The following is a 14,530-nucleotide window of genomic DNA, read 5'->3' as shown; positions in this document are numbered from 1 at the left end:
GAAAGGTCGTGGTGCCACCCTCAGTTTGTCATATGCTCACACATATGACCTTGTTGGTCGAAATAAAACATATCGACACATGGGATAACGGTTTCCACCGTACTAACCTACTATTCATAGAGTTCAGCTAGTCTACTCCGGAGTGCTCTATGAATGATTTCCTACCGGTTCGCACCTACCACCGGCTCTCTGAGAGTGAATGCATTCATTTGGCTCCATCAAAGTAATGTCATATTTGAAGTTTCATCTACATTAACACGAATAATATAACGAGTCAACGGATTTTAATTCGTGTTTTTTAGCAGATTATATAAGAAAGAGAGCCAAATCGGCTCTCTTTAGACTGTTTGTATCATTATTTTTATTTATTGCTTTGATAACGATCTAAGCATTCTTGGTATAGATTAGCAGCGAAATCTGCGCCTTGCCAACCTTCGATGACGGTGGTTTTGTTTTCAAGATCTTTGTAGACGCGGAAGAAATGTTCGATTTCTTTCTTCACATGATCAGTTACGTCATCCAAGGATTTGATGTCTTTAAAACGTGGATCTTCTGTTGGTACAGCAAGTACTTTTTCATCTTGGCCTTTGTCATCTGACATGACTAGTACGCCAACTATACGGCTAGAGATGACGCAACCTGGGAAGGTTGGGAAGCTTGTAAGGACTAGGATGTCAAGTGGATCACCATCTTTAGCAAGGGTTCCTTCTAAGTAGCCGTATTCGGTTGGATAATGCATAGGGGAAAATAATACACGATCCAGACGGAACACACCGTTTTCTTTGTCAAATTCATATTTGTTTTGACTTCCTGTAGGAATTTCAATAAAAGCATCTACTACTAGTTCTTTAGACATAAGAGTTCCTCCTAAATTGTAATGCGATATGTAATGGACGATCGTGTGGAGCAAGTTTTGCTACCGATTTTCGTCTATTCCCATTGTATTCAGTTTTTCAAGAGGAAGCAAATAAAAAACAATACCTAGTAGACTTCAATAGAAGCTCACTAGGTATTGTAGTTGCAATCATACATATGAATGATTGCAAGTCTCAAAAAAATATTAGTCTTCAACTTTGATAGAATCAGTTGGACAGCCTTCTTGAGCGTCGCGAACGTCATCATGTAAATTATCAGGTACATCAGCAGTACCAGTATTGTCGTCGAGGATTACGAATGCGATACCATCTTCATCGTAATCATACACGTCTGGTGCGGTTGCTCCACATGCGCCACAAGCAATACATGTGTCTTTATCAACCCAAGTACGCATAGGTTTCAAACCCCTCTCGTTTATCAAGCAAAATTGTGAACAAAGTCCACTTCCAAACCTCATTTTAGAACGATTTCCTATAGATTGCAAGGGAAAACAAAATGCTCATTGCGAAAAGATCAAGATTTTTTTGTTATTTCGTAAATGGAGAAGGATGTTTGCTTGTCTAAGCTCATAGACTAGTTTCAAACATTAAAGGAGAAACATACTATGATAGTGCGAAAGATTTCTTTGCTTCTGTTTACATCTTTGCTTGTTTTTGTGGCAGTGAGCTTAGACTACACTGACACAAATAGTTGGTGGCAGTATCTAAACTATCGCTTCCTGATTGTTATGTTATTTTATATCAGCAGTGTTTTTTTATGCATTACTAACTTTTTATATATATTTGGTATGTTGTTGGAGCTACCTTGGGAACGGCTACGGAAAGGGATAAATATTGAGTTTTTTATCTGTCTAGGATACATAGGACTTCTCTTATTATTAATCTGGTCTTCTCCGTTGATTATTCTCCTTTTTTGTTTGTTAATAGGTTTACAAGAGGGGAAAAGATGGGTAAAGAAACAGAAAACCACCACGTGGCTTTGAGTGGCTAATGCAAAAGCTTACTAAATCGTGTAAAATAAAAGAAGAAAGAAATGGAGACCCGAGGACGGAACGGTTCACTCTTTCTCCACATATTATATGTTGTGGAGGTCTCCAGTGAGGGAGGGTTAATCATGCGTGTCGAGCGTCTAGGGGGAGACAAGGTCCGTTTCTTCTTGACCTTAGACGATCTCATGGATCGCGGGATCAAGAAAGAAGACATGTGGCGTGATATCCCTAAGGTACATGAATTGTTCAACGATATGATGGAGCATGCATACCAAGAATTGGGCTTTGAGATTGCTGGACCTGTTGCAGTAGAGGTGTTTGCAATGCCTGCACAAGGTATGGTTGTGGTGGTAACTCGTGGTCGTACACCACAGGCAAGCGATGATGACTTTGATACAGATGATATGTATGAGTTAGAAGTCACTATGGAAGAGACGGATCGAGTTATTTTCCGTTTTTCTGACCTCGAATATCTGATTCAGGCAGCGATACGCATGAAGTCAATTATTCCTCAAGGTGGAAGAGTATACACCTACCAAGATGTTTACTATCTAGTGCTAGATGAAGGATTGGAAGCACCTAATCTGGATACACTGGTCGCAATGTTATCTGAGTATGGAGAAGCCTCTACAGTCACGGATGCTGTTCTTACTGAGTATGGCAAAGTAATCTGGGGGAATAATGCGATCCGTGAGATTAATAAATGTTTTGGTACAAGTGATTGAGGCACGTCCGGCATAGGACGTGCTTTTTGTCATCAATAAAAATCCATTTTGCTCTATACAATTGATTCTGGAATCATAATGTAGTAGAGTGTGGTAGTGATAGGGGTTCTCTTACCTAATATAATTGGTGTATACTTGGTTTGCTATTACATTTCTGCAACGCTTTAGTCTTTTTCTTTTATTTGTAATTACTCTTCGAGGTGGTAATGATGGGACAACATACGATGGCCACAGGTCAGGAGTCTCGTGAACAGGAAAATCTAGATGTACTTGTATCAACACAAACCGTTATTAAAGAAGCACTTGATAAGCTTGGATATTCAGAAGCGATGTATGAGTTGTTAAAGGAACCCCTACGCGTATTGACTGTGCGTATTCCCATTAAAATGGATGACGGTTCTGTGCAGGTATTTACTGGATATCGCGCGCAACATAATGATGCAGTGGGTCCGACTAAGGGTGGAGTACGTTTTCATCCGGATGTGACCGAATCAGAAGTGAAAGCGCTTTCAATTTGGATGAGTTTAAAATCGGGAATTGTCGATTTGCCATACGGCGGTGGTAAAGGTGGTATCATCTGTGATCCGCGTCAAATGTCATTTGGTGAGCTAGAACGTATCTCTCGTGGCTATGTACGAGCTATTAGCCAACTAGTGGGGCCTACAAAGGATATCCCTGCACCAGATGTGTTTACAAACTCGCAAGTAATGGCATGGATGATGGATGAATATAGCCGTATTCGTGAATTCGATTCACCTGGCTTTATTACAGGTAAGCCTTTGGTGCTTGGAGGATCACGAGGACGTGAAACGGCTACTGCTAAAGGTGTTACGATCATGATCGGAGAAGCCGCTAAAAAACGTGGCTTAGAACTAAAAGGCGCGCGAGTTGTGGTTCAAGGTTTTGGTAATGCAGGTAGTTTCCTAGCGAAATTTATGCATGAAGCAGGCGCAAAAGTAATCGGGATTTCCGATGCTCAGGCGGCTTTGCATGATCCAGATGGCTTAGATATAGAATATTTGATCGAGCGTCGTGATTCTTTTGGGACTGTAACGAACTTGTTTAAAGAGACGATTACAAACCAAGAGCTATTAGAGCTTGATTGTGATATTCTGGTTCCAGCTGCTGTCGAAAACCAGATTACGGCGAAAAATGCTCATAACATTAAGGCGGGCATTGTAGTAGAAGCGGCGAATGGTCCAACGACACTTGAAGCGACGAAAATCCTTCATGAACGCGGTGTTTTGATCGTTCCAGACGTACTGGCAAGTGCGGGTGGAGTAACTGTCTCTTATTTCGAGTGGGTTCAGAACAATCAAGGTTATTACTGGACTGAGGAAGAAGTGGAAGAGAAACTCGAAAAAGTGATGGTTAAAGGCTTTGAGAATGTTTATAACGCTGCTGAATCTCGGGGAGTGGACATGCGCTTGGCCGCCTACATGGTAGGGGTACGAAAGATGGCTGAGGCATCACGCTTCAGAGGTTGGGTATAATAAAAATAACGATCTCGAATAGAAAAACGCCCTATAAACGGGTGTTTTTCTTTTGGCAAAGGAATGAAGTTTGATGCAGGAAGCCATCATTATTGGTGCGGGTCCTTGTGGATTATCTACAGCTATTGAATTGAAAAAGGCGGGAATCGAGCCACTCATCTTAGAAAAGGGATGTGCTGTTAACTCTGTCTATCACTACCCATCATCTATGACTTTTTTTAGCACTCCGGATAAGATCGAAATTGGTGGAGTTCCTTTTATCTCTTCTAAAGAGAGGCCAAGTAGGGAAGAGGCACTCAAGTATTTTCGTACATTGGCTCATCTGTTTCAAATTCGGATTCATACACATGAAGAAGTAGTCGATATACAGAGAACACCAGATGGATTTCGCATAACAAGTGAAAATCGCCAAGGGAAACAGGTTTATGAGGCCCGAAATGTAATCCTTGCTACTGGTTATTATGATAATCCTAATTTACTAGCGGTACCTGGGGAGGATTTGCCTCATGTCCATCACTACTTTAAAGATGCACACCCTTATGCGCATCAAAAGGCGGTCGTCATAGGTGGTCGTAACTCTGCTATTGATACAGCTTTAGAGCTATCATTAGCAGGAACGGATGTCACGATGGTATATCGTAAGGATGCTTTTCCATCTAGCGTGAAGGCATGGGTGCTACCACAAATTGAAGCAGCTATTGAACATGGACGAGTGAAGATGGTCTGGGGAGCACAAATGAAGGAGATTACACCCCATGAGGTGATTGTGGATGCAAAGGGGGAACAGATATCGATTCCTGCCGATGTCGTATTTGCCATGATTGGCTATCGTCCTAATCTATCGTTTTTAGAGAAACTGGGTGTTGAGATCGATTCCAAGCGATATGTTCCCATTTTAAGCGACTCGATGGAAACGGGTATCCCAGGTGCCTATTTAGCAGGCGTAGTTGCTACAGGATTTGATTCGACTAAGATTTTTATAGAAAATGGCCGTTATCATGGGAAGAAGATAGCAGAGGATTTAATAAGGAAGCGGTTTAAGTAATAGATAATGTAACAGAGAAAGCAAAAGACCCCCTCAGCCATCTTAATTGGTAAGGGGGTCTTTTTTGTCTATTCATTTACTTCAAAAACAACGATATCAGGAAGAGTCCTGCAATTACAAATAACACAATATTATCTTTACGGAAATCTTTATTGATAATCCGAATAATGGCGTAGCTGATAAAGCCGAATGCCATTCCGTCTGGGATGCTTTGTGTGAAGCCGATGAAGATGATAAGCAAAAAGGCAGGGATGGCTTCGCTGAGATTATGGAACGGAATCTCTTTTACGGATTGAAACATGAGTGCTCCAACGATGACGAGTATGGGAGAGGTAGCACTGTTTGGAATCATGTTGATAAATGGTAAGAACAACAGTGTAAACGCAAATGCAATTCCAGCTGTGATTGCTGTGAGCCCTGTTCGTCCCCCTACCGCTGTTCCAGCCGCGCTTTCGGCTGCACTAATGGTCGGACTGGTGCCAAATAATCCGGATACCATAGCTGTAATGGAACCTGCTTTTAAGGATCGCGCAAAACGATCTTTGTTAGGTAGTAGTCCTTGAAGTAAGCCAACATGTTCAAACACAGAAAGAAGGGTTAACGAGAAAACAGCTAACCAGAAATCTACTGTACCAATATCTTTGAGCGAAAATGAGCCAAAGAACGAGGAGTATTCGCTTATGTGTAGGGGCTTTGACCCTGATAAGTTTATGATTCCAATATAAGCGGCTAAGCCAGTGATGGAGAGAATGGTTAGCAAAAATGCTGTTTTTAGATCAAGTATAAATAAGACGAGTGCAATCAAAAGACCAATTAAGGTTAGGATCACTTGGGGATCACTCAGACTCCCTAATTGAAGCCCTGTTTGAGGGTGAACCAAGACGACTCCGCCTTTTTGCAGACCAATAAAGGTGATAAGGACACCAATACCAACGGAGATGGCGTGCTTCAGAGATGCAGGGATGGATTTGGTGATTTTTACCCCTATGCTGGAAAACGCGACGATGATGAAAATAAGACCAGAGACCACGACGATTCCCAGGGCTGACTGCCACGATAAACCTTGGTTGTGTACGATGGTATAGGTGAAATACGTGTTAATGCCCATGCCGGGTACGAGGACGATAGGAGCATTTGCATATAGCCCCATCAATAGACATCCGAAGATCGAAACAAAAACAGTTGCTAAAACGGCCATTTGAAGATTAATCCCGCTATCATGGAGGATGGAACTATTTACCACGATGATATAGGCTACGGTGAAAAATGCGGTTAAGCCTGCGGTAATTTCTCGTTGAAACGTAGTATTATTTTTTTCAAACTCAAAGAGTGAAAGAAGTGGTTTCAAGATTGATTCCCTCGATTTCTAACTAAAGTAGGTTTTGATTTTGGTTAAATTGGTTGTTTGCTCTAGGATCATACTTAGGAAAATTCTTATTTTCTGACCATTTCCTTGGGCAAGGATACAGCCAAGTTCTTCTAAATGTTTCCCTCCTCCTTCATATGCATACGCGGTACCTGTCGTACTATAAGCACATCGTGAAGTGATGACTACGGGGATACCGGATTGAATCGCTACTACTATGGAAGGGATGACAGCCGGGGGTAAATGTCCGAAACCGAGTGCTTGAATGATGATGCCATCCTTTTTATTAGCAATTGCCCAATCGATGTAAGAACAATCCATGCCTGCATAAGCAGTGAAGAGGACGACATCTTTGGTTAAGTATTGGATGGGGAATTGCGGGTGGTCGAGTGCTGGGACAATCCATTCGAATTCATCTGCTTTTAATCGCTTTGCCATCGGACCCACTACTAAGGATTCGAAGAAAGGAAGGCGGTCTGGATATGTTTTCGTCATATAGATCGGGCTGTGCACCTCATTTTGAAACACAACTAAGACTCCATGGGGTGCAGATTCAGGCAAAGTTGCAATATGTACAGAGTGAACGAGATTTTGCAGTCCATCAAAACTAGCCTCGCTTTGATTCGACATTGAGCCTGTTATGATAACTGGCTTTCCTTTTGGTAAGACATGTTGTAGATAATAGGCAGTTTCCTCCATGGTATCAGTCCCATGGGTGATGACGACTCCATCAATTTCGGGTTGCTCCAGATAATGTGTCACTTTTTGAGCGAGATTTACCATATGATTCAGTGTCATATGTGGGCTTGGGATATTAAGATAAGAATCCACTTGTATGTGGGCATAAGGTGAAAATAGAGAAATGTTATCTGTGATAAATGAGAAGCTAGTCGGTTTTGCTCCTTGCGATTCGGGATCTACAGCCATCCCAATCGTGCCACCTGTTGTAATGATTTGAATGGTTTTCATCCAAGTGCCTGCCTTTCCGTGATGACTAACCTTAGTATTATACGATAAAGATGTATGAAATCAAAGAGATCGGCATGCAATTAGGATCTGCATACCGATCGGTTTAACTTTATGATATCTCGTTATTTCCGGCAAAACGTAGAGCACGGCTGAGTGTGGTAGCTACGACAGATAAATGATTTTCAAATTCTGCGTTGTGAAAGTTCATTTTGAATGAGTCGTGGTTTAGGGCTTGGAGTCTTTTAGCTAGCGCAGTAGCATCTTTGACCATGTGATCCAGTTCTAAGGAGCCAACCGTCAGAAAGAGCCGAACTTCGGAAGAAATGGATGAGAGGAGAGAAGGGAGATTGGCTTCTCTCGTTAAAACATCACATTGGTTCCACCAAATCGAAGGACTGCTGGCGACATACCCTTGGAAAGCTTGAGGTTTGGTAAAGAGTACTTCGAGAACGAACAAACCTCCTAGAGAATGGCCTAAAAGGGTCTGCTTGCTTTCATCTACTTTGTATTTCTCGAGAATAAACGGCTTTAGTTCGGTTTCGATAAAGTGGAGAAACTGATCGGCCCCTCCTGATTCGGGCCATTTCTCACCATTTGGCTTAGGTGGAATCTCTGATGCGGATGGTGCAGTGAAATCAAAAAAGCGACGTGGAAGATTAAAGTCTTTGTCGCCTGGATAACCGATGCTGACGACAATGGAAGGGTGGATGCCTGTTTTGTCTGCCCGCTTTGATTGTAAGCGAACTTGTTCCTGTATGGTCTGGAAAAAGGCATTCCCATCTAGTATATAGATTACTGGGTACCCTGTAGGTGGAGCTGGTTTTGTGGGTACAGAAATATCTAGATGGTAGGGTAGATTTAATTCTTTGCTATGTATAACCCAGCGGTCTATCTGAGGAGAAGATGATTCGAGTTTTTCGATGCTCCTGCTCATGTGGCAACATTCTCCTTTTTCGTAAGCAATTCTAACCCTTCTTCTGCTAACGCACTTTCGTATCCAAAGCATACAGGTGAGCCATTAAATGGATCGACCATGATTCGGGCATCGATATGAAAGATTTGCTTTAAGATATCTACTGTAATCATTTCATCAGGGCTCCCGGTTGCGATGATGTTTCCGTCCCGCATCCCCACAATTTCATGAGAAAATCGAGCGGCATGGTTAATATCATGTAGTACCATCACAACGGTACATTGATGATGTTGATTTAGATTTTCGACGATTTGCAAGACATCTAGTTGATGGGCTAAATCTAGATAAGTAGTTGGTTCATCTAATAGTAGGACCGTTGTATCTTGCGCGAGCGCCATGGCTAACCAGACTTTTTGCCTTTGTCCTCCTGATAAGCTACCGAGTGGACGATTGCGATAGGGGAGGATGTGAGTAATTTCGAGTGCCCATTCAATCTTTTCCTTATCCTCGGTGGTTAATTTGCTGATGTTTTTCCGATGCGGATATCTACCATAGGAAATCAGTTCTTCTACCTCAAGTTCTCCAGGAGCTACAGGGTTTTGGGGAAGCAAGGTAAGGCGCTTCGCAATTTCTTGCGTAGGAAGTGTGTTAATATCTTGTTCCTGTAAGTAGACTTTTCCAACCTTCGGTTTGAGAATTCGCCCCATGGTTTTAAGTAGAGTGGACTTCCCACAACCATTGGGACCAATGATGGTTGTAATTTTTCCTTTGATTACGTCTAGGCACAGATTTTCAAAGATGATATGCCCCTCATATCTTGCTTCCGCATTTTCTACACGTAGGATACTCATCGCGATCTCTCCTAAAATCTAACTTCTAGCCTTTAATAGTAAATAAAGAAAGTAAGGTACACCTATGATTGAAATGATGATCCCTACTGATATTTCCGCTGGGGAAAATAGATTCTTGGCGATAAAATCGGATGCGACGACAAGAATCATGCCGATTACGCCGCAGATAGGCATGATGTAACGGTGCTGTAGCCCGACGAGTTGTTTGGCTATATGCGGACCCATCAAACCAATAAAGCCAATTCCACCAGAGACCGAGACACAGGCACTTACGAGCCCAATACTACTTAATAAAAGGATCGCTTTTTCTTTTTCGATCGAGACCCCTAAGCTTTTCAAGCTCGATTCTTCTAGTTGAAACAAGTCGAGCAAGTAGGATTTTCGATAGATTGGGATGATAAGAAGGAACCATGGTAACATGGCGAGAATCGATTGCCAGTTCGCATTGTATACACTCCCTGTAGTCCAGACGGTGGCCATTTCAAAGTCGGATGCCTTCATTTTCAGGGATAGATACATAGCGAGCGCGCCAAAGCCGGAGCTGATGGCAATCCCGGTTAGAATCAGCCGTTGTGTATCTATCCGACCATTCTTCCAAGCTAACAGATAAATAATAACAGCAGCCACTAGTCCACCAATCAACCCAAACAGTGGTTGCATGAGAACCGAAAACGAGCCAAATTGTTCATGAAAGAAGAAAAGAAATAGAACGATAGCAGCCCCTGCTCCTGCATTGATTCCTAAAATTCCAGGATCGGCTAATCCATTTTTTGTGATCCCTTGGATGACGGCTCCAGCGATTCCGAGTCCCAAGCCGACTAAACTGGCAACGACAATTCTCGGGAGTCGGTAGTCGAATAGGACAAGATCATGTGCTGGAACAGGATTGATTCGTAAGAGAGTATGTATGACATCGTTTATGGTGAGGTCAAAAGTTCCATTGGTTAAACTGATATAAAAAATCGTGACGAATAAGGGAATCAGGATCAATAAGCTTTTTACGTATCGAGGGCCTGTTGATTTAGACAACATTCTTTCCCCCCTTGGTGCGAATGAGATAGAGGAAGAAAGGAACACCAATAATGGCAGTCAAAACACCAATCGGCGTTTCAAACGGATAATTAATAAATCGGCTTAGGATATCGCATACAGCGAGGAATAACCCACCCACGATTCCTGCGCAGGGAATCACCCATTTATAGTCGATCCCTACTAGAAACCGAGTCATATGTGGGATGATAAGTCCAACGAATCCGATTTTTCCAACTAGAGCAACTGCCGTTCCTGTTAAGAATATAACGGCTAACATGGACATCACTTTTATGTACTTGGTACGTTGCCCGAGGGCGATGGAGATATCTTCTCCTAGTGAGAGAATGGTAATGGATTTGGATACGTATAAGGCAAGGATGATTCCGATTACACCAAAAGGAATCGCTAGTTTCAGCATACTCGGATCAATCTGATGCAATCTAGCGTTATACCAAAAGCTAACATTTTGTGATACTTGAAAGTAGGAGGCAATCGCAGCGGACAGACTGCTTAAAAAAGTACCGATTACGGTACCGATAATGGCCAGTCGAATAGGAGAGAGCCCATTTCGAACGAGATTACCAAAGCCAAATACGATGATGGCACCTAGTGCCGATCCGATCATAGAGGCAGATATCATCTGATAAGAAGAGAGGCTTGGAATGAAAACCATGCATAGCGTAATGACAAAGACGGACCCATCCGTAACGCCCATAATAGAAGGGGATGCAAGATAATTTCTTGTCATCCCCTGCATGAGTGCGCCCGATATGGCTAGATATGCACCTACGAGTAATGCGCCTAGTGCTCTAGGGAATCGCGAGCTTTGAATAATCGCATGATCCACGTTGTCTGCATGATAGTGAAAGATTGCGTTCCAAATGGTCATTGGTTCAATCGATTTCGCTCCAAAGAGAATGGATAGGAAAATGACGAGAACAAACAGCAATGGAGCTGTGAAAATGATCAATTTGGGTACTCGATTTTTATTTACCATATCAGTGACACACCTAACTTTGCGCTAGCTTACTTATTCTTTAATTGTTCTGCTGCTTTTAGGAAAGCGATTTTACTCCAAGCTGTTCCGCCTTGAGCCATCGGGTCTACTGCGTTTACAAAGACTTTTTTGTTTTTAACCGCTTGGATGCTGTTCCAGATTGGGTTCTTTTTCAGGTCTTCTAGTGCTTGTTTCTTGTCAGCATTTTCACTTTCGGCAAATTGAACGAAGATATAATTTGGATTGATTTCAGCGAACTTTTCCAATGAAACAACAGGTGCTTTGAGTGTTTGGAGTTCTTTTGGAACGGTTAGCCCTAGGTCGTTATATAAAATTGGGTTGAAGTAGGCATTATCTGCATACAGGTTGATGCTTCCACTACGAATTCGGATGACGACGACTTTTTTATCTTTCAGAGGTTGCAGGGATTCCTTCAATTTAGCAGCGTCCTCTTTAAATTTACCAATAATCTGTTCTGCTTTTTCTTTGTTCTTAGTTAGATCCGCCATTAGCTTAAGATTCGCTTCCCAATTTGTTGCGATATGGGAGACAGGGAGCATAGGAGCCATTTTGTTTAACTTTTCTACTACGTCTGGTTGAAACTTCGATGTACCCATAATGACATCCGGCTTTAAAGTGAGGAGAGCTTCGTAATTAGGTTGTTGCTTTTCCCCGATTGATTTGGCGCCGTCTAACTCTTTGGCAAGGTAACTAGGAATTTTTCCTCCTACTGTAATAGAGCCTACTGGTTTTACACCAAGCACAGCAGCATCTTCCATCGCTTCTAGACTAGCGGTTGCGATGTTTTTCACTTGAGTAGGGACTTTATACTCTTTACCCAGATAAGAAAGGGTTTGTGTTTTGTTTCCGCTTTCACTGGAAACGGTTTCGGTTTTGTTGTTACAAGCAACGAGTACGAATAACAACATAAAAACGGCTATTAAATTAAGTCTGACTACATTCTTTTTCACTATTTTTTCTCCTTTTATGTAAACAAATAGGTTACAATAGTATTGATAATCATTATCATCACCAATATAGCCTTGATTGACATTTGAGTCAATACTAAAAACACAAAAAGATAAGGTATATAACAATCTCATTACAAAATTGTTTCTTTAATATATAAAAAAATAATTTTACAACTAGCTTAATATTTATTGACTATTAGATTGATAATAGTTATCATTTACTTGCGCGAATGACACTGAGAATCATTTTCGATTGTTTAAATAGATACGTTTTGTTACTGAAAGGAATGAAGTTCGATGGGGGAGTCAAAGTTAAATCGTCGGGTAGCGATTGTAACAGGTGCTGCTGGAGGAATTGGACGGACCGTTGCTCAGGAGCTCGCTAAGAGTGGAATGTTTGTAGCGGTTTTTGATCGTGATGAACAGGGGCTCTATCAGTTGGAGTCAGAGTTGAAAGAGGCTGGATCGGATGTAGCTGTATTTCCAGTGGATATTCGAAACCGGACCGAAGTGGAGAGCGTGGTTGATCAGATCGAAGCGGAAATAGGTCCGATTGAGGTTTTAGTAAATGTAGCAGGTGTATTGCGGATGGGAACAGTCAGCAATCTGACAGATGAAGATTGGGAGCAAACCTTCGCTGTTAACTCGACAGGTGTCTTTTATCTGTCGCGTAGTGTGAGTCGGCGCATGATTCCACGAAGAAGAGGTTCGATTGTAACCGTTGGGTCGAACGCCGCAAGCACACCGAGAATGTCGTTTTCTGCTTATGCTTCTTCTAAAGCAGCAGCAGTGATGTTTACCAAGTGTCTAGGTCTTGAACTAGCGCAATACAACATTCGATGCAATATCGTCTCTCCTGGATCAACAGAGACAGACATGCTTAAATTGCTGTGGCAAGATGATGAACAACGTAGCAAAGATCGATGCATTAATGGAGTGAGTGAAGACTACCGACTTGGAATTCCGCTTGGGAAGATAGCAAGGCCGATTGATATAGCGGAAACCGTACTATTTTTGGTTTCGGATCGATCGTCCCATATTACCATGCAAAATATTTGCATCGATGGTGGAGCCACTTTAGGTGTTTAGCTGAGGAGGAGATGGAAACATGAATCGAATGGTTCAGGAGGAAGTACAAGAGAAACCGTTGCTCGATGAGTACGCCGCAGGGGATTTTTATTTTGCTTCCCCGAGGAATGTGGTACACGGAACAGGTGTTTTCAAGCGAGTAGTAGATGGGGGTGAAGTGGCTCATCTGGTTAAGCAGGCGTTGTCAGATGCACGTGAACAAGGGCATGAGCATCCCGTGGTTGTGGGAGCAATTCCGTTTGATCATCAAAATGAGTTACAACTGGTTATTCCGGAAAAGTGCGTATTTTCAGAGCCACATCGATATGAGAAGGCATTAAATGAGGAGTTCTCACCATTGGCTCAATTTGAAATCGAGCCGGTGCCAGCGCCAGAAGCATATCGAGCCGGTGTAGATAAAGGGCTTGCTGGTATTGCAGCAGGGGATTTCGATAAGGTGGTCCTATCTAGATCAGTACGAGTTCATGCGACGGAATCGATTGATCCAAAAGGGATTCTACAAAAGCTAGCGCAGTATAATCCACAAGGCTTTACATTTGCTGTTGATGTAAGAAGTGAAGAGGTCGAGGAAGGGAAGCAGAGAACTTTTTTGGGAGCGAGCCCTGAACTTCTTGTCTCCAAGTTAGATCATATGGTTATCGCGAATCCGCTTGCAGGGTCTAGGCCGCGAAGTGAAGATCCAGTAGAAGATGAGAGACGGGCGAAAGAGTTACTTCAATCGGAAAAAGATCTTCATGAGCATCGAATTGTGGTGGAGGCTGTGAAGGGAGCATTGCAACCTTTGTGCCGGAACCTAGAAGTTCCGAGCATGCCGACACTTGTCCAAACTGAAACCATGTGGCATCTTTCAACTGTGGTAAAAGGAGAGGCGTTAGATGATTCGATCTCTTCCTTGGATCTAGCTCTTGCCTTGCATCCAACGCCGGCTGTTTGTGGTTATCCGACAGAGAGAGCGTTTCAAGCGATTCAAGAAATCGAGCCGTTTGATCGAGGGTATTTTACCGGTATGGTTGGCTGGTGTGATGAGAGTGGCGACGGAGAGTGGGCTGTTGCGATTCGGTGCGCTGAATTAGAAGGGGCGTCGATGTCCTTATATGCAGGGGCGGGAGTGGTATCAGGTTCCAAATCGGAGGACGAATTAGCGGAGACATCAGCTAAGATGCGGACGATGCTTTATGCGATGGGGATCGGAACAAAAGCCTTATAATTCAGAAT

14 protein-coding genes and 1 other annotated feature (1 of these 15 running past the window's edge) are annotated in these 14,530 nt (G+C 42.6%); of the genes, 5 read left to right on the top strand and 9 right to left on the bottom strand.

Features of this window, described 5'->3' with window-relative positions:
• Nucleotides 1–231: a binding site (T-box leader), on the bottom strand; it reaches 9 nt to the left of the window's first position.
• Nucleotides 232–361: 130 nt separating this feature from the next.
• Complete coding sequence (locus EDD57_RS02820; protein WP_131847968.1) at nucleotides 362–856, bottom strand: inorganic diphosphatase; 495 nt, start codon at nucleotides 854–856, stop codon at nucleotides 362–364.
• 204 nt (nucleotides 857–1,060) lie between these two features.
• Nucleotides 1,061–1,270 (bottom strand): ferredoxin, encoded by a 210-nt coding sequence (locus tag EDD57_RS02815; protein WP_072330023.1) that lies wholly within the window; start codon nucleotides 1,268–1,270, stop codon nucleotides 1,061–1,063.
• A 719-nt stretch (nucleotides 1,271–1,989) separates the two neighbouring features.
• Between EDD57_RS02815 and EDD57_RS02810 the strand changes: the two genes are divergently transcribed.
• The 3 genes from EDD57_RS02810 to EDD57_RS02800 all read left to right on the top strand — a co-directional run bounded on the left by EDD57_RS02810 (nucleotide 1,990) and on the right by EDD57_RS02800 (nucleotide 5,127).
• Nucleotides 1,990–2,589, top strand: a complete 600-nt coding sequence (locus EDD57_RS02810; RefSeq protein WP_131847967.1) for a genetic competence negative regulator — start codon at nucleotides 1,990–1,992, stop codon at nucleotides 2,587–2,589.
• 209 nt (nucleotides 2,590–2,798) lie between these two features.
• Nucleotides 2,799–4,082 (top strand): Glu/Leu/Phe/Val family dehydrogenase, encoded by a 1,284-nt coding sequence (locus tag EDD57_RS02805; RefSeq protein WP_424205211.1) that lies wholly within the window; start codon nucleotides 2,799–2,801, stop codon nucleotides 4,080–4,082.
• Between the two features lie 73 nt (nucleotides 4,083–4,155).
• Nucleotides 4,156–5,127, top strand: a complete 972-nt coding sequence (locus EDD57_RS02800) for a YpdA family putative bacillithiol disulfide reductase (RefSeq protein WP_131847966.1) — start codon at nucleotides 4,156–4,158, stop codon at nucleotides 5,125–5,127.
• A 76-nt stretch (nucleotides 5,128–5,203) separates the two neighbouring features.
• Here the strand turns inward: EDD57_RS02800 and EDD57_RS02795 are convergent, their stop codons facing one another.
• From EDD57_RS02795 to EDD57_RS02765, 7 genes are all read right to left on the bottom strand, one after another.
• A complete protein-coding gene (locus EDD57_RS02795) occupies nucleotides 5,204–6,475 on the bottom strand; it encodes an NCS2 family permease (protein ID WP_165873644.1) in 1,272 nt (423 codons plus the stop codon).
• 18 nt (nucleotides 6,476–6,493) lie between these two features.
• Nucleotides 6,494–7,462 carry an asparaginase gene (locus EDD57_RS02790; protein ID WP_131847964.1) on the bottom strand — a complete coding sequence of 323 codons (969 nt, stop codon included), beginning with the start codon at nucleotides 7,460–7,462 and terminating at the stop codon, nucleotides 6,494–6,496.
• A 109-nt stretch (nucleotides 7,463–7,571) separates the two neighbouring features.
• Nucleotides 7,572–8,396, bottom strand: a complete 825-nt coding sequence (locus EDD57_RS02785) for an alpha/beta hydrolase (RefSeq protein WP_131847963.1) — start codon at nucleotides 8,394–8,396, stop codon at nucleotides 7,572–7,574.
• Nucleotides 8,393–9,226: an ABC transporter ATP-binding protein gene (locus EDD57_RS02780; RefSeq protein WP_131847962.1), complete on the bottom strand. Its 834-nt coding sequence runs from the start codon at nucleotides 9,224–9,226 to the stop codon at nucleotides 8,393–8,395. Before EDD57_RS02780 ends, EDD57_RS02785 begins: the two co-directional genes overlap by 4 nt.
• 18 nt (nucleotides 9,227–9,244) lie before the next feature.
• Nucleotides 9,245–10,255 (bottom strand): FecCD family ABC transporter permease, encoded by a 1,011-nt coding sequence (locus tag EDD57_RS02775; protein ID WP_131847961.1) that lies wholly within the window; start codon nucleotides 10,253–10,255, stop codon nucleotides 9,245–9,247.
• Nucleotides 10,248–11,255: a FecCD family ABC transporter permease gene (locus EDD57_RS02770; protein ID WP_131847960.1), complete on the bottom strand. Its 1,008-nt coding sequence runs from the start codon at nucleotides 11,253–11,255 to the stop codon at nucleotides 10,248–10,250. Before EDD57_RS02770 ends, EDD57_RS02775 begins: the two co-directional genes overlap by 8 nt.
• Nucleotides 11,256–11,284: 29 nt before the next feature.
• Nucleotides 11,285–12,226, bottom strand: a complete 942-nt coding sequence (locus tag EDD57_RS02765; RefSeq protein WP_424205204.1) for an ABC transporter substrate-binding protein — start codon at nucleotides 12,224–12,226, stop codon at nucleotides 11,285–11,287.
• A gap of 297 nt (nucleotides 12,227–12,523) precedes the next feature.
• Here EDD57_RS02765 and EDD57_RS02760 point away from each other — a divergent pair, with 297 nt between their 5' ends.
• Together EDD57_RS02760 and dhbC are read left to right on the top strand one after the other, a co-directional pair.
• Nucleotides 12,524–13,315 carry a 2,3-dihydro-2,3-dihydroxybenzoate dehydrogenase gene (locus EDD57_RS02760; protein WP_131847959.1) on the top strand — a complete coding sequence of 264 codons (792 nt, stop codon included), beginning with the start codon at nucleotides 12,524–12,526 and terminating at the stop codon, nucleotides 13,313–13,315.
• Nucleotides 13,316–13,334: 19 nt separating this feature from the next.
• The gene (dhbC, locus tag EDD57_RS02755) at nucleotides 13,335–14,522 is read left to right on the top strand and encodes an isochorismate synthase DhbC (RefSeq protein WP_243649420.1); all 1,188 of its coding nucleotides are present in this window, start codon (nucleotides 13,335–13,337) and stop codon (nucleotides 14,520–14,522) included.
• Nucleotides 14,523–14,530: the final 8 nt, after the last annotated feature.

Origin of the sequence: Baia soyae (assembly GCF_004341445.1) — a bacterium.
GTDB lineage: Bacteria > Bacillota > Bacilli > Thermoactinomycetales > Thermoactinomycetaceae > Baia > Baia soyae.
This window is presented reverse-complemented; position numbering and strand designations above follow the sequence as displayed.